The 20,474-nt window shown below is 32.0% G+C and carries 22 protein-coding genes; 16 read left to right on the plus strand and 6 right to left on the minus strand.

The window, feature by feature from the left end; genetic code table 11:
• Positions 1 to 59: 59 nt before the first annotated feature.
• The 5 genes from AWN65_RS14645 to AWN65_RS11700 form a co-directional block, all read right to left on the minus strand.
• The gene (locus tag AWN65_RS14645; RefSeq protein WP_235588317.1) at positions 60 to 302 is read right to left on the minus strand and encodes a 2TM domain-containing protein; all 243 of its coding nucleotides are present in this window, start codon (positions 300 to 302) and stop codon (positions 60 to 62) included.
• An 11-nt stretch (positions 303 to 313) separates the two neighbouring features.
• Positions 314 to 1,138: a thymidylate synthase gene (locus AWN65_RS11685; protein ID WP_060383324.1), complete on the minus strand. Its 825-nt coding sequence runs from the start codon at positions 1,136 to 1,138 to the stop codon at positions 314 to 316.
• 56 nt (positions 1,139 to 1,194) lie between these two features.
• Positions 1,195 to 1,812, minus strand: a complete 618-nt coding sequence (locus AWN65_RS11690; protein ID WP_060383325.1) for a bifunctional nuclease family protein — start codon at positions 1,810 to 1,812, stop codon at positions 1,195 to 1,197.
• Between the two features lie 105 nt (positions 1,813 to 1,917).
• Positions 1,918 to 2,886 (minus strand): electron transfer flavoprotein subunit alpha/FixB family protein, encoded by a 969-nt coding sequence (locus AWN65_RS11695; protein ID WP_060383326.1) that lies wholly within the window; start codon positions 2,884 to 2,886, stop codon positions 1,918 to 1,920.
• An 85-nt stretch (positions 2,887 to 2,971) separates the two neighbouring features.
• A complete protein-coding gene (locus tag AWN65_RS11700) occupies positions 2,972 to 3,718 on the minus strand; it encodes an electron transfer flavoprotein subunit beta/FixA family protein (protein ID WP_060383327.1) in 747 nt (248 codons plus the stop codon).
• Between the two features lie 180 nt (positions 3,719 to 3,898).
• Here AWN65_RS11700 and AWN65_RS11705 point away from each other — a divergent pair, with 180 nt between their 5' ends.
• From AWN65_RS11705 to AWN65_RS11785, 16 genes are all read left to right on the plus strand, one after another.
• The gene (locus AWN65_RS11705; RefSeq protein WP_060383328.1) at positions 3,899 to 4,879 is read left to right on the plus strand and encodes a pyruvate dehydrogenase complex E1 component subunit beta; all 981 of its coding nucleotides are present in this window, start codon (positions 3,899 to 3,901) and stop codon (positions 4,877 to 4,879) included.
• 90 nt (positions 4,880 to 4,969) lie between these two features.
• Positions 4,970 to 7,471 carry a DUF5686 family protein gene (locus tag AWN65_RS11710; protein ID WP_060383329.1) on the plus strand — a complete coding sequence of 834 codons (2,502 nt, stop codon included), beginning with the start codon at positions 4,970 to 4,972 and terminating at the stop codon, positions 7,469 to 7,471.
• A 996-nt stretch (positions 7,472 to 8,467) separates the two neighbouring features.
• Complete coding sequence (locus AWN65_RS11720) at positions 8,468 to 8,998, plus strand: inorganic diphosphatase (protein WP_060383331.1); 531 nt, start codon at positions 8,468 to 8,470, stop codon at positions 8,996 to 8,998.
• Positions 8,999 to 10,319: 1,321 nt separating this feature from the next.
• Entirely contained in the window at positions 10,320 to 11,798 is a 1,479-nt protein-coding gene (locus tag AWN65_RS11725) for a type VI secretion system Vgr family protein (RefSeq protein ID WP_060383332.1), read from the plus strand.
• Between the two features lie 181 nt (positions 11,799 to 11,979).
• On the plus strand, positions 11,980 to 12,240 hold the full coding sequence (locus AWN65_RS15275) for a hypothetical protein (RefSeq protein ID WP_060383333.1): 261 nt from the start codon (positions 11,980 to 11,982) through the stop codon (positions 12,238 to 12,240).
• A gap of 2 nt (positions 12,241 to 12,242) precedes the next feature.
• Positions 12,243 to 12,635 (plus strand): hypothetical protein, encoded by a 393-nt coding sequence (locus AWN65_RS11735; RefSeq protein ID WP_060383334.1) that lies wholly within the window; start codon positions 12,243 to 12,245, stop codon positions 12,633 to 12,635.
• A gap of 164 nt (positions 12,636 to 12,799) precedes the next feature.
• The gene (locus tag AWN65_RS11740; RefSeq protein ID WP_158447614.1) at positions 12,800 to 13,591 is read left to right on the plus strand and encodes a hypothetical protein; all 792 of its coding nucleotides are present in this window, start codon (positions 12,800 to 12,802) and stop codon (positions 13,589 to 13,591) included.
• On the plus strand, positions 13,548 to 14,165 hold the full coding sequence (locus AWN65_RS11745; protein ID WP_138425104.1) for a hypothetical protein: 618 nt from the start codon (positions 13,548 to 13,550) through the stop codon (positions 14,163 to 14,165). The genes AWN65_RS11740 and AWN65_RS11745 overlap by 44 nt, the downstream gene beginning before the upstream one ends.
• An 18-nt stretch (positions 14,166 to 14,183) precedes the next feature.
• Positions 14,184 to 14,903, plus strand: a complete 720-nt coding sequence (locus tag AWN65_RS11750; protein ID WP_060383337.1) for a phage baseplate assembly protein V — start codon at positions 14,184 to 14,186, stop codon at positions 14,901 to 14,903.
• 2 nt (positions 14,904 to 14,905) lie between these two features.
• Positions 14,906 to 16,537: a zinc metalloprotease gene (locus AWN65_RS11755; RefSeq protein ID WP_060383338.1), complete on the plus strand. Its 1,632-nt coding sequence runs from the start codon at positions 14,906 to 14,908 to the stop codon at positions 16,535 to 16,537.
• A 3-nt stretch (positions 16,538 to 16,540) separates the two neighbouring features.
• Positions 16,541 to 16,963 carry a hypothetical protein gene (locus AWN65_RS11760; protein ID WP_060383339.1) on the plus strand — a complete coding sequence of 141 codons (423 nt, stop codon included), beginning with the start codon at positions 16,541 to 16,543 and terminating at the stop codon, positions 16,961 to 16,963.
• Positions 16,960 to 17,628 (plus strand): hypothetical protein, encoded by a 669-nt coding sequence (locus AWN65_RS11765; RefSeq protein WP_060383340.1) that lies wholly within the window; start codon positions 16,960 to 16,962, stop codon positions 17,626 to 17,628. The genes AWN65_RS11760 and AWN65_RS11765 overlap by 4 nt, the downstream gene beginning before the upstream one ends.
• A gap of 78 nt (positions 17,629 to 17,706) precedes the next feature.
• Positions 17,707 to 17,976: a hypothetical protein gene (locus tag AWN65_RS11770; protein ID WP_060383341.1), complete on the plus strand. Its 270-nt coding sequence runs from the start codon at positions 17,707 to 17,709 to the stop codon at positions 17,974 to 17,976.
• Complete coding sequence (locus tag AWN65_RS11775) at positions 17,973 to 18,647, plus strand: hypothetical protein (RefSeq protein ID WP_060383342.1); 675 nt, start codon at positions 17,973 to 17,975, stop codon at positions 18,645 to 18,647. Before AWN65_RS11770 ends, AWN65_RS11775 begins: the two co-directional genes overlap by 4 nt.
• 78 nt (positions 18,648 to 18,725) lie before the next feature.
• The gene (locus AWN65_RS11780) at positions 18,726 to 18,992 is read left to right on the plus strand and encodes a hypothetical protein (protein WP_060383343.1); all 267 of its coding nucleotides are present in this window, start codon (positions 18,726 to 18,728) and stop codon (positions 18,990 to 18,992) included.
• Positions 18,992 to 19,237 carry a hypothetical protein gene (locus AWN65_RS11785; protein ID WP_060383344.1) on the plus strand — a complete coding sequence of 82 codons (246 nt, stop codon included), beginning with the start codon at positions 18,992 to 18,994 and terminating at the stop codon, positions 19,235 to 19,237. Before AWN65_RS11780 ends, AWN65_RS11785 begins: the two co-directional genes overlap by 1 nt.
• Before the next feature lie 150 nt (positions 19,238 to 19,387).
• Here AWN65_RS11785 and AWN65_RS11790 read toward each other — a convergent pair whose 3' ends face one another.
• Positions 19,388 to 20,272 (minus strand): Rpn family recombination-promoting nuclease/putative transposase, encoded by an 885-nt coding sequence (locus tag AWN65_RS11790; RefSeq protein WP_060383345.1) that lies wholly within the window; start codon positions 20,270 to 20,272, stop codon positions 19,388 to 19,390.
• Between the last annotated feature and the right edge of the window lie 202 nt (positions 20,273 to 20,474).

Raw genomic sequence — 20,474 nt, forward strand, 5'->3', positions numbered from 1 at the left:
TGAAGTTGTTCTAACTTTCGCTGTTGTTTAAAAACTAATTTTTCAATTTGCTCTCGTTCCTATTTTTTATTCATAAAACGCTCTGTTATAAAGACACGAATAAAATGTAAGACTAAGAAAAAAGTCCAAATAACTATAATCCAAAAGACTTTATTAGGATTGGAAAATGTATTTAATATGTAACTAATAAACAATAAAAACAAACTAACCGTGAACCATATTACAAAATGAATATATAAGCGTTTTTTTTGTTTGATTCTCAAACGAGCATATTCATATAGTTCATACTGATTAACATCCATCTGTTATTATCTTAAATTGCTACCTGTCCTTTAATATGTGGGTGTGGATTATAATCTACCAAAGTAAAATCTTCTAATTTAAAATCAAAAATGCTATTAATTTCTGGATTCAAAATCATTTTAGGCAATGAACGTGGTTCTCTGGAAAGTTGTAGCTCTAACTGTTCTAAATGATTATTATATATATGAGCATCTCCAAAGGTATGAATAAAATCACCAACCTGTAAGTTACATACTTGCGCAATCATCATAGTTAGCAAAGCATAGGATGCAATATTAAAAGGTACTCCTAAAAAGATATCTGCACTTCTTTGATATAACTGGCAAGACAACTTACCATCAGCTACATAAAACTGAAAAAAAGCATGACAAGGAGGCAAGGCCGCTTTTCCGCATGAAACATTTTCAGCAAAGTTTTTTTTATCATCAGGCAAAACTGAAGGATTCCAAGCTGATACTAACATTCTCCTACTATTAGGATTTTTCTTTAAAGTTTCTATCAACTCTGTTATCTGATCTATTTCTTCATTATTCCAATTGCGCCATTGATGACCGTATATGGGACCCAAATTACCTTTTTCATCTGCCCATTCATCCCAAATACGCACCCCATTTTCTTTTAGGTATTGAATATTTGTATCCCCTTTTAAAAACCAAAGGAGTTCATAAATTATAGATTTTAGATGTAGTTTTTTTGTTGTTACCATAGGAAATCCTTCATTTAAATCGAAACGCATCTGATAACCAAAAACACTTTTTGTACCTGTTCCTGTTCTATCTCCTTTTTGATTCCCGTTTTCTAAAACATGTTTAACTAAATCTAAATATTGTTTCATTTTTGATTTATTTATACTTTTATTAGTCTAATTCACATAAATGAATCTCTTTTTATTTAAGATTCTCTTTTATTTATTTCATCACGAATTTTAGCTGCTTTTTCATAATCTTCATCTTGAACAGCTTCTTCCATCAGATCATTTAGCTCCGCTAAACTCAACTTTGAATAAGCAGATGTTCTATCCTCTTCTTGTGAAGCTCCAAAAGTTTCAGGTGTTGAAAGCACATCTTCATCTGTTGCCATATTTTCCTCCGAAGAAGTACTCAAATAAATCCCTGCTTTGTCTAAAATATTTTTATAAGTAAAAATTGGGGCATCAAATCGCAATGCTAATGCTATAGCATCAGAAGTTCTGGCATCTATAATTTCTTCAATTTTATCACGTTCACAAATCATACTTGAGTAAAAAACCCCATCTACTAATTTATGTATAATTACTTGTTTGACGATTATATCAAACCGATCTGCGAAATTTTTAAACAAATCATGGGTAAGAGGTCTTGGAGGCCGAATCTCTTTTTCTAAAGCTATAGCAATTGACTGTGCTTCAAAAGCTCCTATAACGATAGGCAATTTTCGATCTCCTTCTACTTCATTTAAAATCAAGGCATAAGCTCCATTTTGTGTTTGGCTATATGAAATTCCTTTAATAGATAGTCTAACTAAACTCATTTTTTTGGCTGTGAATATATCTTGCAAAGTAACAAAAAACTTTGTACTGTTAATAAAAAAAGAGCCATAATATGGCTCTTTTAAAGATTATTTTAAATGACCTAACTATGAATTTTGAGCTTTAAATGCTTTTAATTTTTCAATTAAAGCGGGAACTACTTGAAAAGCATCTCCAACAACTCCATAATCTGCAACTTTAAAGAAAGGAGCTTCTGGATCTGAGTTAATTGCTACTTTTACTTTAGAAGAGTTAACTCCTGCAATGTGTTGAATTGCTCCTGAAATACCAACGGCAATATATAGGTTAGTAGCTACAGGTTTACCTGTTTGTCCAACGTGTTCACTATGAGGTCTCCAACCCAAATCAGAAACAGGTTTAGAACATGCAGTTGCAGCTCCTAAAATGGTTGCTAATTCTTCAATCATTCCCCAATTTTCTGGTCCTTTTAATCCACGACCTCCTGAAACTACTACGTCCGCATCTGCAATAGTAACTTTTCCCGATCCTTTTTCTACTGATTGAGTTTGTACTCCAAAATCTGCATCAGAAATAACTGGAGCAAAATCTTCATCTGTAGCAGAACCCGCTAACTCTACTAATCCAAAGCTATTTTTTGCAATAGCTAATACTTTTACATCGGTATCAATTTGTGTTACATTAAAGGCTTTGTTAGAAAAAGCATTTCTTTTTACCTGAAATGGAGATGTGTTTACAGGTAGAGCCACTACATTAGAAGCGTAACCAGCACTTAGGTTTACTGCCACAAGAGGTGCTAAATACAAAGAATCTGTAGTAGAAGACAATACTACTACACTAGAAGTCTCTTTTACCGCTGCTTGTTTAATTACATCTGCATAAACTTTAGCATTAAAATTATTTAATTTATCATTAGATACTTTCAATACTTTATCTACACCATATTTACCTAATTCTGAAACATCTCCTGCGTTAATTGTTAAGGCCGTCACTGTTGTCCCAGTAGATTCTGCTATTTTCTTTGCGTATGAAGCTAATTCAAATGCTACTTTTTTGAATTTCCCTTCAGCTGATTCTGCATATATTAAAATTGACATAATATTTTACTATTTTATTTGAACGTTGAATTATAAATTTTAAATACACCATTATAAAGTACTATTTAAAATTCAAAATTTAAAATTAGATAACTTTAGCTTCGTTGTGTAATAGATTAATAAGTTCATCTAAATTATCTGGACTTACTAGTTTTACTTCTTGTTTTGGTGCTGGTTTTTCAAACTTCACTGCTTTTGTTGCAACATCTGCTCCTACAGGTTCTACAACGCTAAGAGGTTTTGTTCTGGCAGTCATAATTCCACGCATATTAGGAATACGTAAATCTTTTTCTTCTACTAATCCTTTTTGTCCTCCCACAATAAGGGGTAATGATGTAGTAACTACTTCTTTTCCTCCATCAATTTCGCGAGCGGCTGTTACTGCATTACCTTCAATTTTTAGGTCAATACATGAATTAATAAAATTATATCCTAATAGGCCAGCTGTCATACCAGGAACCATTCCTCCGTTGTAGTCTAATGATTCTTTCCCTGCAATTATTAAGTCAAAACCACCATTTTTAATTACTTCTGCCAATTGTTTTGCAACAAACAAACCATCTGTAGGATTTGCGTTCACACGAATTGCATCATTTGCTCCAATGGCTAATGCTTTTCTTAAAGTTGGCTCTGTATCAGCTTCACCTACATTTACCACCGTAACTGTAGCACCTTGTTGTTCTTGAAACATTACCGCTCTAGTTAATCCAAATTCATCATTTGGATTAATTACATATTGTACCCCATTAGTATCAAATTCTGAATCACCATTGGTAAAATTAATTTTTGAAGTAGTATCAGGTACGTGACTGATGCAAACTAATATTTTCATTGTTAATCAAATTGGTTTAAAATTTATAGAATTACAAATATAACTAAAATATAGATACAAATATTATGCGTGCATAATATTTTTTTATGATTTTTTCGATAGTTTCTCTTTTAATTTCATTGATGATGGTCTAAAATTTCATACTTTTGCGATTCATTTTGTAGAATCTAATAAAATTTTATGAGAACGATACAGTTTAGAGAAGCCATTTGTGAAGCTATGAGCGAGGAAATGCGTCGTGATGAGTCGGTATATTTAATGGGTGAAGAAGTGGCTGAATATAATGGTGCATATAAGGCATCAAAAGGAATGTTAGACGAGTTTGGTTCTAGACGCGTTATAGACACACCAATTGCTGAAATGGGATTTTCAGGCATAGCGGTTGGTAGTGCTATGAACGGTTGCCGACCAATTGTAGAATATATGACATTTAACTTTTGTCTTGTTGGAGGTATAGATCAGGTTATTAACAATGCCGCAAAAATGAGACAAATGAGTGCAGGGCAATTTCCTATGCCAATGGTTTTTAGAGGACCATCTGCTTCGGCAGGTCAGTTAGCTGCCACACACTCACAAGCTTTTGAAAACTGGTTTGCCAACTGCCCAGGTTTAAAGGTTATTGTTCCCTCTACCCCTTATGACGCTAAAGGTCTTTTAAAATCGGCTATTCGTGATAATGATCCTGTTATTTTCATGGAATCAGAACAAATGTACGGAGATAAAGGCGAAGTACCCGAAGGAGAATATACAATTCCTATTGGAGTAGCTGACATCAAACGCGAGGGCACGGATGTTACGATAGTATCATTCGGAAAAATCATCAAAGAAGCTTATACAGCTGCTGACGAACTAGCAAAAGAAGGTATTTCTGTTGAAATTATTGATTTACGCACAGTTCGCCCTATGGATTATGATACAATTTTAAGCTCTATCAAAAAAACAAACAGATTAGTGGTACTAGAAGAAGCTTGGCCTTTTGCATCAGTAGCTTCTGAAATTACTTATATAGTTCAAGAAAGAGCTTTTGATTATCTAGACGCGCCTATTCAAAGAATTACTACAGCAGACACACCTGCTCCTTACTCACCAACTTTGTTAAAAGAATGGTTACCAAACGCTCAGGACGTGATCAAAGCAGTTAAGAAAGTATTATATAAATAATAACTATATATACATGTTACACATTATAAAGCTCCATCTTTGAAAAAATGATGGAGCTTTATTTTTACATATATATTAATTTTAAAAAATATGCAAAAAAAAGTTAGTTTTTTTATAATATTGTTTTTTACATTATTTACAAACGCTCAAACCAAAGTTAGCGGCATAGTATATGATGACCAAAACTTACCATTACCGTTTGCCAACATTTATTTTAAAGGCAATAAAACGGGTATTTCTTCTGACGTAAATGGGAGTTTCAATATTGAATCCCCAAACGATTATAAAACAATTATTATTAAATATGCAGGCTTTGAAGATAAAGAGGTAGAATTAAACACAGCCATTATAACCAACTTAAAGGTGGTCATGTCTACAACTAAACAATTAAAGGAAGTTGTTGTAGTTGCTAAACCTAAAAAACATTTAAAAAAAGAAGAAAATCCTGCCTATAAAATCTTACAACAAATCTGGAAAAACAAAAAGAAAAACGGTTTAGTATCTTCTAAATCTTATCAATACACTAAATATACTTCAATAGCAAATGGTTTAAGCAATTTAGACAGTGTCTTTTTAAAAAGAGTCTTGGGAAATCATTATGACAGTGTCATAAAAATTGCTGAACAAAAAAGAAATCAAACAAACTACATAATCCCCACTTATTTAAAGGAAACAAATGAGAAGGTTTATGGCGACAATATTAACAGTAGGTATAAAGAAGTTATCGAAGGAGAACGAACTACTGGATTAGCAGACAAAGGTTTTATGATGGAAAAAATAGGCAATTTTATAAAACCCTTTGACGTATATGATGATGATGTAGTAATACTAAACAAGGTATTCATGAGTCCTTTATCAGTACGCGGATACAGCCAATATGAATATGTTTTAAAAGATAGCATCCAAGATGGAAACAAAAAAATATATGAAATTTTTTATTTCCCTAAAAACAATCAAGATTTGCTTTTTCAAGGATCTTTTAAAGTAAGCGATAAGAATTTTGCAATCACAGAAATCTACCTACGTAATAATCCTAAAGTAAATTTAAATTTCGTGAGAAACCTTTCTATCGAAAAAATTTATTCCATACAAGATAATGACGTGTACCTTCCTGAACGCGAAACTTATGAAGGTGATTTTACTTTTTTCTCTAAAGAAGATGGAGAAAAAGGTATGTATTTGAAAAAAAATATACTCTACTCTGACTATATATTTAATCAAGAATTAACAACTAGTTTCTACGATCAAGTTGAAGTTCAAACAGTAGCCAATCAATTTGAAAAAGAAGATGACTATTGGAAAAAACTTACTACTCGTGAAGCTGGAATAAACAATACAAGAAAAATCATTACAGATTTAGGAAATAACAAAAGAATAAGAAGAGTTACCAATCTAATTACAATACTTACCTCCGGTTACTTTACTGTTTTCAGAAATATACAATACGGCTCTCTATACCAAACTTTTTCAAACAACAACATAGAAGGTTTTAGATTGAAAGCTGGCTTTAGAACATTTACAAGCCCTAATGATCTCTTTAGAGTAAACGGCTATATGGCGTACGGAACACTAGATCACGCTTTAAAATTCGGTCTTAGCACACGTTATCTACTTAACAGTAGTCCTCGTATTACATTAGGATTAGGCTTCCTAAAAGACAACCTACAACTAAGCAGTGTTGGCTTAGAAGAGTCCGAACTTATTGCAACAGGTCCTAGCACAAATGTAATTATTGCAAGAGGTGAAAATTACAGTCTAACAAATATTGAAAAAAGCGTAATAAGTACTGATTATCAACCTCATAATAACTTAAAATTCAACTTAAGTTTGGTGCATCGTTTCATGAAATCTGCCAATATTAATAGATTTTCATTAGCATACGATTACAATGGCGAAATCAAAAACACATTAACTGATTTTGCTATCACCTGTGGTCTTTTTTATACACCTAAACGAGATGTTTATGGTTTTGGGGTAGACCAAACTTATACAGGAAAACTATATAGCACATTTGCTCTTAAATATACTCATGGTCTAAAAGGAGTATTTAACGGACAATATAATTATGACAAAATTCAGTTATTATACGAAAAACCCTTACAATTAAGTAATTTTGGAGTACTGAGAACCACATTAGAAGGAGCTAAAGTTTTTCAAAAACTACCTCTTAATCTACTAACGCCCATTGTTGTTAATCAAGCATATTCCATTTCTCCTAACTCATTTTCTTTATTAGATTATTATGATTTAGTTACAGACCAGTATTTTTCTTTACGTTTTGAACATCATTTTAACGGTTATCTATTCAATCGAATTCCATTGCTTAAAAAACTAAAATTAAGAGAAGTTTTATTTTACAAAACGATTTGGGGAAGTATTTCACAAAGCAACAAATCGATCAATCAATCATCTATAAACTACAATGCTCCAACTAACGGGTATTCAGAATATGGTTTTGGAATTGAAAATATTGGCTTAGGAAATTTTAAACCTATCCGAATTGATTTTATTTGGCGTTCAGCATTTACAGATATTAATGGTAACACTCCTCCTACTTTTGGGGTACGTTTTGGATTCTTTCCTGAATTTTAATAGCTTTCGCTTTTAAATATTTACAAAAAAAGACGTTATTTTTAGGCAAATCACAAACCAATATGGTTTGCCTAAATTAACGCCTTCCCGACCTCCCCAATTTAAAACATTTGTTATCTTAGTATTAGAACAACAAATATCTATTGATGCTGCAAAAGCCACTTTTTTTGCGATTAAAAAAACTTTCAGAAAAATCATACCATTTAAACTTAAAATATACTGGATTAAAAAGTAAAATTCTCGATCTGTTTTTTTCCATTTTTAAAACAACTCGAACAAACGGTTGGTATATAATCGAAATCGTCGTTAGTTCCAGCACGAAGCGCATCGAGAACCAACACCAATTTTTATTGCTTTTGTAAGATCGTGTCTAAATCAACATTATATAATTTTTCCTTTTAGTCGAAATGAAAAGATTGCGAACTTTTTGAACAGTCTCAAGGTTAAAAAAATAGTATTATGAGGAAATTTCAAAGTTTAATTGGTATTACTCCAGAAAATTTATCAAAAATTTCAGAAATTGCCATATCAGCAAACAAAAATCAAAATACATCAAACATTTAGCAGGAGTCTTTATAAATAAAAAATAATACAACAACATTAGCATCCAAATCAACAAAAGATATTAGAAAAGAACTGATTCAGTTAAAGGAATTTAATTATTGGACTATTGTATTTACCTGATATTTTACCTCAACAATCTAAATCTTTTACCTTTGGAAAACATCGTCATTCTAAAAACCCTTAAAGTATTGAACTTAGAAACAAAAGAAAAAATAATCGTATATACTCAAAATGATTTCCTTATAAAAGTTATATCTCTTTTTTATATGGTCTTATTATCTTCAAAAACGTAAAATAAAAACCACATATCAACACTAATTAACTCGTTTTCAAGACAAACAAGATACTATTTATTGAAAAACTAGTATTTCCAATTTCTATATTCCAAATTTTAACGTACCTTTGCACCCTCAAAATTAAATATATAAAATAATGACTACTGATAAAATCACTACATTTGACGTGTTAGTCGAAATTCCTAGAGGAAGCCGTAATAAATATGAGTATGATTTCGATTTAAAAAGAATGCGTTTTGATCGTATGCTGTACTCTTCTATGATGTATCCAGCAGATTATGGTTTTATTCCTGAAACTCTAGCTTTAGATGGTGATCCTCTAGATGTTTTAGTTTTAGTTACTAAACCTACTTTTCCAGGTTGTGTCGTAGAAGTAAAGCCTATTGGTGTTTTCAACATGGCGGACGATAAAGGATCGGACGAAAAAATTATTTGTGTACCTATTTCTGACCCTATTTGGAACAAATTAAATGATTTGTCTGACATAAATCCACATTTATTAAAAGAAATCGAACATTTCTTTGAGGTTTACAAAGATCTAGAAAACAAAGAAGTAGATGTGCAAGGATGGGGTGATATCAATGATGCTCAAAAACTTATAAAAGAATGTATTGATCGTTTTAATGCTTTAGAAAATAAACCTGATGGATTATTTAGCATAAAATAGTTTTTATCTCTTAATTAAACTATAAACTTTTCATTACAAATAGTTAAATATTTTAAAAACTATCCAAAAAAGGAATACTTTAACATTCAGTTTTACTTCTATAAGACGATAAATTACGCTATCAGCGTTCTATCACTTTTTTAATTGAATCTGTTCAACGAAGTCAAATAAAATGTTTACCTCCTTTTTTTGGGTAGTTTTTTTCAAATTCAATTCTCTTTAAATCCTAAATTATACCATTTAAACTTAAAACATACTGGATTAAAAAATAAAATTCTCGATCTGTTTTTTTCATTTTAAAACAACTCGAACAAAGGGTTGAGTATATAATTGAAATCATCGTTAGTTCGAGCGTGGAGCGCATCGAGAACCAACACCCATTTTTATTGATTTTGTAGGATAGTGTCTAAATCAACATGCAGTTTGTCTCTCTGGTAAGAAGGAGTCTCATCAGAATTAAAAAACGTTATGTTACGCTCTTTATGCGATCCCTCCTTACGTCGGGATGACAAGAACCCGAAGTAAAATGCCTCTTGATTATTCCTCCGAATGTCACACACTTTATGAGATCCTTCCTAAGATCGGGATGACTAGAACCCGAAGTAAAATGCCTCTTGATTATTCCTCCGAATGTCACGCATTTTATGAGATCCTTCCTAAGATCGGGATAACAAGAACCCGAAGTAAAATGCCTCTTGATTATTCCTCCGAATGTCACACATTTTATGAGATCCTTCCTAAGATCGGGATGACAAGAACCCGAAGTAAAATGCCTCTTGATTATTCCTCCAAATGTCACACACTTTATGAGATCCTTCCTAAGATCGGGATGACAAGAACCCGAAGTAAAATGCCTCTTGATTATTCCTCCGAATGTCACACACTTTATGAGATCCTTCCTAAGATCGGGATGACAAGAACCCGAAGTAAAATGCCTCTTGATTATTCCTCCAAATGTCACACACTTTATGAGATCCTTCCTAAGATCGGGATGACAAGAACCCGAAGTAAAATGCCTCTTGATTATTCCTCCGAATGTCACACACTTTATGAGATCCTTCCTAAGATCGGGATGACAAGAACCCGAAGTAAAATGCCTCTTGATTATTCCTCCAAATGTCACACACTTTATGAGATCCTTCCTAAGATCGGGATGACAAGAACCCGAAGTAAAAAAATGCTATAAAAAAAGGAATCTACGTCTATTAAAAATAAAAAAAATCAAATATTATATGTTTTTTATATATTTGAATAATGAAAAAATAACATAAATATTACAAAAAAAACAAATTAAATAAATTGTAACAAATAACTAAACTATATGGATACTTATAACAGTGACTACGGAAGACTCAATCATCCTGATGATATAGCACAATACGCCTCATTACGTTCCTTTAAAGACTTTTTAGCCGACAAATCCAGTCCATTAGTCTACTGCACCCTTACCATAGAAGGCAAATCCTTCCTAGAAAAATCCCATTTTAACCTACAATTCCATCAAAAAACCAACGAACACGACACCTTTACCCTAGATACTCGTGCCGATTCCCTAGACAATGAAGAAGCCTACATCATGGAAAATTCTAAAAATTATCTAGGAAAAACCATACACATCCACCTGCACCGATTTGGAGAAATAAAACAAACCTTTACAGGCATTATAACCCATTTAAACCTTTTAAAAAAAGACGGTTACGGCAGGCTATATATTACAGGACACGCTCCTACCATTATGTTAGAACAAGGACTTGAATCCCAAAGTTTTGAAAACAAAACCCTAGAAGAAATCTTTCAAGACATAACCGCCCAATACCCCAAAGACACCCTTCATACCATTGTCCGAAACAACAACACCCAAAATGTGTTGCCTTACACCGTACAATACAACCAAACAGATTATCAATTTTTACAACAACTTGCCATACGCTATGGCGAATACCTGTATTACAACGGACAGAGCCTAGTGTTAGGCAACAAAGTAGGCCCTAAAATCATAAACCTAGACGAAAGTGTAGACCTAGTACATGTATCCTTTGAAATATCAGTAAAACCACAACAATTTACCTACACCACCTACGATGTAGAATCAGGCACCAGCCTACAACGAGATAGCGCCTCGGCTCAATTACAAAATAAAGTCAACCCCTATCAACAAGTAGCCCTAAAAGCCTCAAAAAACGTATTCCATAAAAAACCCAACAAACTCCACAACCCCACGGGTATCAACAACCGAACCGATAGAGAGTTACAAGATGCCGTACGAAAACAAAAAGAACTCAGAGAAAACCTGATGATCGTAAAAGGCAAAAGCAAAGACCCCCAACTCAAACAAGGCGATCTAACCAAACTAGTTGATATAAACGACCGCCCTATGGAAACCTATCGCATCATAGAAATTCAACATTTTCATGATGGCAATAGCTATTACAACGAGTTCGTAGCCATTCCCGATTTATGGACCCCTCCTTATTTTGACGACAACACCTATCCTAATTGCGAAGAACAAACCGCACGGGTAGTAGACAACAACGATCCTATGAGCATGGGGCGTATACGCGTACAATTTCCATGGCAAGAAAGAAAAAACCAAAAAACCCCATGGATTCGCCTAATACAACCCCACTCAGGAGCAGGCAAAGGATTTCATTTTATCCCCGAAATAGGCGAAGAAGTCCTTGTAGGTTTTGAAAGCGGCAATGCAGAAAAACCTTTTGTACTAGGCACTCATTATAACGGAAGCGAAACCAGTGGGTACCATACTAGCGGCAATGATGTAAAAGCCATAAAAAACCCGTAGCGGTATAGAAACCCTTGCAAACGATGCCGAAGGAAGCTGGAAACAAAGCACCCCAGATGGTAACTACTTACAATTTGATGGACAAGGCAATGCTACACTTAATATCCCTAAAAACTTTAATATACTCGTAGGCGAAGACTTTACTATCAATGTAGGAGGTAATTTATATAAGCTCGTAGCTATGAACGAAAACAGTGCTATAGGCGCCACATCGACTGAAAGCGTAGGAGGAGTTAAAAATTTGAGCATAGGAATGGATATGCTTACAAATGTGACAGGAAAATTAGTTGAAATAATTCACGGTGATGTGCATAGTGAAACAAAAAACGAACGTAAAGAAACATCTGAAAAGCCAATAATTATATTAAGCAACGAATCTATTTTTAAAAATTCTGATAAAAAAATATTCATAACTAGTTCTGAAAACACAAACATTTTTTAAATATGAGTAGAACAAGAATTATTGGAGGAAAATACACTAAAATGATAGGTGGAAATTATTATATCAACTCAAATGAAAATATAAGTCTAATTTCAGGAAATAAAGTTTTTTTAAATGCAAAAGGGGGTGTTCATCGTAAAGATTTAGAAATTGAGGAAGACTCAAATATGAAACAAATATTAAGTGCTGAATGGATACCAAATACTTCAAATGAAAAATTAATTGAAATTGGTGACAAAGTATCCATTTTAGTTAAAACAAGAAACTATAAAAAAGATGAAATTATTAAAATTTCAATAAAGAATACTTTTAATAATGATGATATTTTTATAAATGGTAAAGTTGATGAAAAAGGAGAAGTTTTAGTTCAAAATATCTATTTAAATTTGATATAAATATGGGTAAAATCAAATTTTATTTTTCACAAATTGAAGACAGTAAGAAATTTCAAAATAAAGAATTAAATGTAAAACTTAAAACAAACATTTTAATTTGTTTTGAAAATCTATCATATACTCAATTTTCAGACACAATACAATTTAATTGGGAAATTAGACGCTTGAATCATATTAGTGATTTAAAAAATATATTAAATGAATTTGAAGAAATTAATAATATTGCTTTGATTCATCATGGTGGTTTGTATTCATCAATAATTACTAATGATATAGAAAAAATCAAACTAAACGAGAAGATGATTTGCGAATATATTCCTAATGTATTTGATGCATTATCAAATGATGAAAAATCTTTAGATATTGAAATAGTCGCAGATATTATGCATGAACGTTCTAAATTTCTTTATAAAAATGGTATTGAAAGGAAATATTTTATAGGATATTTATATTTAAAAAAAATGATTTCGTCTATTTCAGATAATGGGAATTATTTCTCAATCGCCTGTGATGAGGCCGATACTGATGAAACTCTGAAAGCATTAGGCAATTTAACAGAAAAAAAAATAAAATTTTTTGGAAATACTAATTTAACTACTATTGGGTATTCAATTACATACAAATATCAAGGTATCGATGTTTCAGGTGTTGGTTCAATATTAAATATACCGTTAACAGACTCATGGGATAACAAACTGGGTTGGAAATATTTTGATACAGCAGAAAAAAAAGTTGTTATTACAAATAAGGATTTGGTTTTAAAAGGCACTGGTAAAACTCCTTATAAACTAATAGAGAGAAATTTTTATACAAAAGGTCAAGATTATATATATGTAATACTGTATTATTCAAAAAAAGTTAAAAATTGGTTTTTAAAAAACAGTAATGAAATTGAATATAAAAATTGGAAAAATGAAATTAAAAAAAATTATCATAATAAGCTTATTAACGATTAATATAAGCTATGTTTTTAGTCAAAACTTAAATTCAATTCAATCAAAATATTGTAAAAAGGAATATAAAAAATTGCACAATAAAATACTATTTAAAAAGAATGATAAATTTAAATTTCCTACAAACTTTAAAAGCACAAAAACTTTTAAAATGTTTAATATTCCAGCAAACATTAGGTTGAATCTATTTCCTTTTAAACAATATGATTCTATTTTTATTGCAATACCAAAACATCAAGAGGACGTAACGGATGACTATTTTTCGGATGAAAAAAATTATTTAAAAAAACAGTTGCTAACTCAAGAACAAAAGAACTATGTTTCCGATATATTATTTAATTATTACAGAGATAAAAGTCAAGGTATATTCACAATAGAATCAGTAACATGTAAAAACAACTTACATGATGTATATTTAATTTTACTTTTTAAAAAAAATAACAATCTAATATATATAGCACTTAACGAAAAAGGTTATTCTAAAGATAATTTTTTAAGAGAAGAGAGTTTTGAATTGGATATAAATGAGTTTAAAACTAATAACCTTTTCAAATATTTTAATTTTTATTTGCAGTAAGTAAACATTAATCCTTGTTTGATACACTATCCGCTAGACTCGTTAAGAATCCAAAGACTAGGAAGAGTAAATCTTGGGAACGTTTGGAAAACAACCTCATATTTATGTGTGACTAATTCGCACGTAGGCTCGGGCAAAGGATTTCATTTTATCCCCGAAATAGGCGAAGAAGTCCTTGTAGGTTTTGAAAGCGGCAATGCAGAAAAACCTTTTGTACTAGGCACTCATTATAACGGAAGCGAAACCAGTGGGTACCATACTAGCGGCAATGATGTAAAAGCCATAAAAACCCGTAGCGGTATAGAAACCCTTGCAAACGATGCCGAAGGAAGCTGGAAACAAAGCACCCCAGATGGTAACTACTTACAATTTGATGGACAAGGCAATGCTACACTTAATATCCCTAAAAACTTTAATATAATGGTAGGTAATGATGTTACGATAACTATAGGAGGGAATTTGTATAAACTGGTAGCATTGAACGAAAATGATACCATAAGTGGTACATCTACAGAAAGTATAGGAGGTCTAAAAAACACGTATATAGGAATGGATATGATGACTCATGTAACGGGTAAATTAGTAGAGGTCATTCAAGGAAATGTGCATACCGAATCTAAAAAGGAAAGAAATGAAGTAGCGGCAGGAAAAGCAATAAGTAAAAGCGAACAAAACACGGAACTACACAGCGACGCTGGGTTAAGAAAGAATGCTGCTGAAAAAACCAATACCCATTAATTATGTCAAGAACAAGAATTGTAGGCGGTAATCTAATTAAGATTACGGGCGGCACCTATAGGATATTTGCAAAAGAAGGTATAGAGTTTCACTCTAACGGTAAAATTATAGAAAACGCAAAAGAAGGTACAGTATATGGAGACCCCCAACAACCTCCTAAATTAGAAATAGAATCCAGTATATTTCCTGCTTGTATACATTTTTACCGTTCAAAACTGCATTCAGAGGGAAAATATGGCAACAAAGACTTGTTTTATAAAGGAGAATTTGGCTTTGACAAATTTGAGAGCCAAGTATGTGCAGAGGGTACTTATTCAGACTATCAGCCTTTACTACATACTGTTCCTAAAGAGGAACTTGTAAAAGACGAAAAAATACACCTGAGTGCCTACGCCAGTATGTATCCGCCAGGTGTAGAAGGCAATCAAGACAACAAAAAAAGTACGATAACTGTATATGTACTAGCAAAAGAATCCAAAACAAAACTAAAAAATGCTAGCAAAGTACGCTTTAGCAGTTCAAACCCTACTGCCATAAAAATAGTAGGAAATGATACCCTGACCCTTACAATAAATGATGTTAGCCCACAAGCCTTAACGCTTGAGTGTTTACAACCTTTTGATAAAGATGTGGTTATCACGGCTATTGCAGAAGGCGATGTTTTTGTATTAGGGCAGTTAATTATAAAGGCAAATGCTAAACGGTATAGTACCATTATACAACCTGTAGAAATTGTTTTTTCAAGCCAAGAAAATCTAAATGTTGTTAGCATACCCAATGCCCCACTTTTTAAAGAACTGGAAAAAAAGTTTAACAACAACTCTTTTAACCAAGCTTATATTTATGGCGAGTTGGCCCCCAAAACCCAAAAAATTATAGTTAACAAAAAGGATTTTATGGATAAAGGGCATTTGTTTGAATTGAATGATTTGATGTATGTAAAAAAGAAAAAAAAGGATGATGATTCAACCAAAGATTTTAACAAATTAATCGAATCAAAATATACCTATGCTTTAAAAAAAATGGGAGCAGGTAATCCAGCTGAATTAGAAATACAAATAAAACGGCAGGAACAAAAATTATTAGCAACTTTTGATAAAGAATTTGATTATAAATTAGGCAAAGATTTAGTGTATGCACAAAAAAAACACCAAGAAAAAATTGTTACTAAGGCTTGGAACCACCCTAAGGTACAAGCTGAGTATAGTAAGTATCTAGAACTAAAACAACAATACAAGCAAAATGGTGGAACGTTACCCCTTAACAAACACAATACCCTTCATTTGTTTTATAGTAAGGATATACACGGCGGGGGAGATAACAGCACAGCAGAGGCTGATAGTTCAGGGCAAATGATTATCGATACCGTTCATGCGTATTCAGCACTTGGTTCAGGAGTGTGTTATATTTTTGATTCAGGACTTAAAGCCGCTGATAATATTACGACGATACTGCACGAGCTAGGACATAGTTTAGGATTGGAACATTCGTTTGAAGAATTACTTGGCAAATATGAAAAAAGAATCAAGAATAAACGGTATAAAGAAGATATTGAAACTGAAATTAAAGAGTTAGAAAAAAAAATAAGTAGCAAAGATGAACCTCAACCTATACAAAGTGGAACTAACGCATAACATTTGTATAATTCGATTAAAAGAGCTATTGAATATAATCGCCCAGGAGAATTTTTTGAAAATTTCTTTCTAAATGCCATTTTAGGGAATTTGCAAACACAAGGCGCATTAATATCCGAAGAAAAGTATCAGTTTTATTTAGACTCAAATCAAGAATTGAGTGCAACACAAGCGCAAACCAAAGAGGAGTTAAAAAATAAACTTAAAGTCTTAAAAACAGAAAAAGAAACGGCTGATGGTTTAGTCGTTTATCCTAACTGGAAAACCCAATCAGAAACCTTAGACAACTATATGGATTATTACCAAAAAGCAAATTCATCGGATATTAACCCCGATTTTGAACGCAAATCCTATACCCAAAAACAATGGCGCATCATGCAAGAAAAAGGAGAACGTATTACGGTTTTAAAAACTATAACACAATGAGAAAAATTATTGCATTACTAACGTTTAGTATCTTATTGTCTTGTGGCAAAAGCACATATTATGTATATGAAAAATACAAATATGATCCAGATTTTAGAATAAACTACTTAGATAGTTATTGCGCCCTAGAAATCACACCTAAAAAAGAGGTGATTTTTAGAGGCGCATCTAATGAGTATTATATTTATGATAAACAAACCACTTATTTTGATGATAATAGCAGTGAATATATATATATATATAGCGATAAAGAAGCATCTTATATAAGTGAATATGGTATAGATTTTTGTAGAAGACCTTCTTATTGTGATTATTTTTCACCTAGTGTTTATGAAATAGAAACGAATAAATACGTATTTAAACCAGGACCTATTAACGAATTTTATAATTCAAAAAATTGGGATAAAGAATATATATCTTATATGTATAGAGATGCTAAAACGGATACCCTTTTTGCATTAAATAATAATATGATGAAAAATTTTATTAAAGAAGATATAGGTTTTAAATACGCTAACATCCCTTGGTTTCCACCTTATTTAGTGAAAGTAAAAAAGATAGACTATAATAAATTTAAAAGGAAATGTCGTAGGTTAAAATACGCACATTTTAAAGATCCTAGAAAATTTGGGGGCAAAATATTACACGTTGATAAACCGTATTAACCTTAAAAAAACCCTAAAAATGAAGGCGCATTAATATCCGAAGAAAACCATCAGTTTTATTTAGACTCAAATCAAGAATTGAGTGCAACACAAGCGCAAACCAAAGAAGAGTTAAAAAATAAACTTAAAGTTTTAAAAACAGAAAAAGAAACGGCTGATGGTTTAGTCGTTTATCCCAACTGGAAAACCCAATCAGAAACCTTAGACAACTATATGCATTATTACCAAAAAGCAAATTCATCGGATATTAACCCCGATTTTGAACGCAAATCCTATACCCAAAAACAATGGCGCATCATGCAAGAAAAAGGAGAACGTATTACGGTTTTAAAAACTATAACACAATGAGAAAAATTGTTGTATTACTTACTTTTATGACATTAATAGCTTGTGGCAAAAGCACGTATTATGTATATGAAAAATACAAATATGATCCAGATTTTAGAATAAACTATTTACATAGTTATTGCGCCCTAGAAATCACACCTAAAAAAGAGGTGATTTTTAGAGGCGCATCTAATGAGTATTATATTTATAATAAAAAAACCACTTATTTTGATGATAATAGCAGTGAATATATATATATATATATATATAGCGATAAAGAAGCATCTTATATAAGTGAATATGGTATAGATTTTTGTAGAAGACCTTCTTATTGTGATTATTTTTCACCTAGTGTTTATGAAATAGAAACGAATAAATACGTATTTAAACCAGGACCTATTAACGAATTTTATAATTCAAAAAATTGGGATAAAGAATATATATCTTATATGTATAGAGATGCTAAAACGGATACCCTTTTTGCATTAAATAATAATATGATGAAAAATTTTATTAAAGAAGATATAGGTTTTAAATACGCTAACATCCCTTGGTTTCCACCTTATTTAGTGAAAGTAAAAAAGATAGACTATAATAAATTTAAAAGGAAATGTCGTAGGTTAAAATACGCACATTTTAAAGATCCTAGAAAATTTGGGGGCAAAATATTACACGTTGATAAACCGTATTAACCTTAAAAAAACCCTAAAAATGAAGGCGCATTAATATCCGAAGAAAACCATCAGTTTTATTTAGACTCAAATCAAGAATTGAGTGCAACACAAGCGCAAACCAAAGAAGAGTTAAAAAATAAACTTAAAGTTTTAAAAACAGAAAAAGAAACGGCTGATGGTTTAGTCGTTTATCCCAACTGGAAAACCCAATCAGAAACCTTAGACAACTATATGGATTATTACCAAAAAGCAAATTCATCGGATATTAACCCCGATTTTGAACGCAAATCCTATACCCAAAAACAATGGAACATCATGCAAGAAAAAGGAGAACGTATTACGGTTTTAAAAACTATACAATAATGAAAAGAATTATTATTTTACTCATTTTCACAGTGTTAATATCCTGTAGCAAAAGCACGTATTATGCCTTTGAAGAGTATGATTACGATCCAGATTATAAATATAACTATTTATATAGTTATTGTGCTTTAGAAATCACACCTAAAAAAGAGGTGATTTTTAGAGGATCATCTAGACGATATGTAATTAAAGATAAAAAAACCACTTATTTTGATGATAACAGTAGTGAATATATTTTAGTTTGAAATCCCCATAGTGGGCGGAAGTGTAAGCAGTTGCGTTCAACACGGGTTTACTTCACTTTGTTTTTATTTGTTTTTTTGTGTTCAGTGATTACAATTCATTATTGGTTCTTCGAGCCCAACGAAACCTTAGCTGTTAGCGGTAGTGCCTTATTATAATTTGTTGATTTCTTCTTTGGTTAAGCCTGTTGCCTGCGTAATGATTTCTACTGAAACACCTAATCTTTTTAAGGATTTAGCCGTTTCAATTTTTCCTTTTATTTCTCCTTCAATTAATCCTTCCATCTTTCCTTCCATCTTTCCTTCCATCTTTCCTTCGTCGAAAGCAGTGTCGATAACGCCTTTTAGATCTCGGTAAACTTTAAGGCTGCTCTCGTATTTGTCTAAATCTAATTGCCCGAAATTTGCCAATTCTGCTTTTTCAAAGGCTTGGGTAAATACTTCGTCTTTGAAAATTGTAGGAATATTTTGAAAATCTTCCAAGTTTTTGATGAAATATAACCATTTGTCTAAACGGGAATTTAATTGGTTTTCCTGTTTGTTAAAATTGGGCATTTCTAAGTAGATATAAGTCAGTTTATCGTAAAATACTTTTCCGTTTTGGTTTTTTAGTTTGATGGTATGCACTACTTCGCTTCTTTCGGGTTCTGTTTCGTAATCGTCGAAGGTGAAATCTAAAACACCTACGCAATAAACCGCTTTCAAGTTATAGTTCCATTCTCCTTTTTCGGCTTGTTCTCTAATGGGAAATGTGGAGTAATAGATGGTTCTTTCTTTGAAGTAGTTTTGCTTGGCTTTTTGGAGTTCTACGATGAATTTTTCGCCTTTTTCATTTTCGCAATAGATGTCGTAAATGGCTTTTCTGTCGAGGTCGCTCTGCCCGAGTTGCTCGGTGTTTTTAAAAGAAAGTTCTTTGATCTGGTCATATTCTGGCAACAAGGCATTGAGGAAGTCGATAAGCAGGTTTTTACTGGCTTCTTCCCCAAATATCTTCTTAAACCCAAAATCCGTAAAGGGATTGATGTATTTTGCCTTCATGTTCTCAACTTGTTTTCTTTGTCAAATTTACAAAAAATAATCTTTGATGTTGATCTTAAATTTCGGAGGATTCTGGTTGAGTATATAATTGAAATCATCGTTAGTTCGAGCGTGAAGCGCATCGAGAATCAAGACTAATTTTTATTGCTTTTGTAGGATAGTGTCTAAATTAACATGCGGTTTGTTACTCCGACGTAAGGAG

The sequence above is a fragment of the Flavobacterium covae genome (assembly GCF_001534645.1).
Classification (GTDB): Bacteria; Bacteroidota; Bacteroidia; order Flavobacteriales; family Flavobacteriaceae; genus Flavobacterium; species Flavobacterium covae.

What these genes read in the sequence shown, in the direction of transcription:
- AWN65_RS14645 (WP_235588317.1), bottom strand. Translation starts at nt 302, where the DNA reads ATGGATGTTAATCAGTATGAACTATATGAATATGCTCGTTTGAGAATC.
- AWN65_RS11685 (WP_060383324.1), bottom strand. Translation starts at nt 1,138, where the DNA reads ATGAAACAATATTTAGATTTAGTTAAACATGTTTTAGAAAACGGGAAT.
- AWN65_RS11690 (WP_060383325.1), bottom strand. Translation starts at nt 1,812, where the DNA reads ATGAGTTTAGTTAGACTATCTATTAAAGGAATTTCATATAGCCAAACA.
- AWN65_RS11695 (WP_060383326.1), bottom strand. Translation starts at nt 2,886, where the DNA reads ATGTCAATTTTAATATATGCAGAATCAGCTGAAGGGAAATTCAAAAAA.
- AWN65_RS11700 (WP_060383327.1), bottom strand. Translation starts at nt 3,718, where the DNA reads ATGAAAATATTAGTTTGCATCAGTCACGTACCTGATACTACTTCAAAA.
- AWN65_RS11705 (WP_060383328.1), top strand. Translation starts at nt 3,899, where the DNA reads ATGAGAACGATACAGTTTAGAGAAGCCATTTGTGAAGCTATGAGCGAG.
- AWN65_RS11710 (WP_060383329.1), top strand. Translation starts at nt 4,970, where the DNA reads ATGCAAAAAAAAGTTAGTTTTTTTATAATATTGTTTTTTACATTATTT.
- AWN65_RS11720 (WP_060383331.1), top strand. Translation starts at nt 8,468, where the DNA reads ATGACTACTGATAAAATCACTACATTTGACGTGTTAGTCGAAATTCCT.
- AWN65_RS11725 (WP_060383332.1), top strand. Translation starts at nt 10,320, where the DNA reads ATGGATACTTATAACAGTGACTACGGAAGACTCAATCATCCTGATGAT.
- AWN65_RS15275 (WP_060383333.1), top strand. Translation starts at nt 11,980, where the DNA reads ATGAACGAAAACAGTGCTATAGGCGCCACATCGACTGAAAGCGTAGGA.
- AWN65_RS11735 (WP_060383334.1), top strand. Translation starts at nt 12,243, where the DNA reads ATGAGTAGAACAAGAATTATTGGAGGAAAATACACTAAAATGATAGGT.
- AWN65_RS11745 (WP_138425104.1), top strand. Translation starts at nt 13,548, where the DNA reads ATGAAATTAAAAAAAATTATCATAATAAGCTTATTAACGATTAATATA.
- AWN65_RS11755 (WP_060383338.1), top strand. Translation starts at nt 14,906, where the DNA reads ATGTCAAGAACAAGAATTGTAGGCGGTAATCTAATTAAGATTACGGGC.
- AWN65_RS11765 (WP_060383340.1), top strand. Translation starts at nt 16,960, where the DNA reads ATGAGAAAAATTATTGCATTACTAACGTTTAGTATCTTATTGTCTTGT.
- AWN65_RS11775 (WP_060383342.1), top strand. Translation starts at nt 17,973, where the DNA reads ATGAGAAAAATTGTTGTATTACTTACTTTTATGACATTAATAGCTTGT.
- AWN65_RS11785 (WP_060383344.1), top strand. Translation starts at nt 18,992, where the DNA reads ATGAAAAGAATTATTATTTTACTCATTTTCACAGTGTTAATATCCTGT.
- AWN65_RS11790 (WP_060383345.1), bottom strand. Translation starts at nt 20,272, where the DNA reads ATGAAGGCAAAATACATCAATCCCTTTACGGATTTTGGGTTTAAGAAG.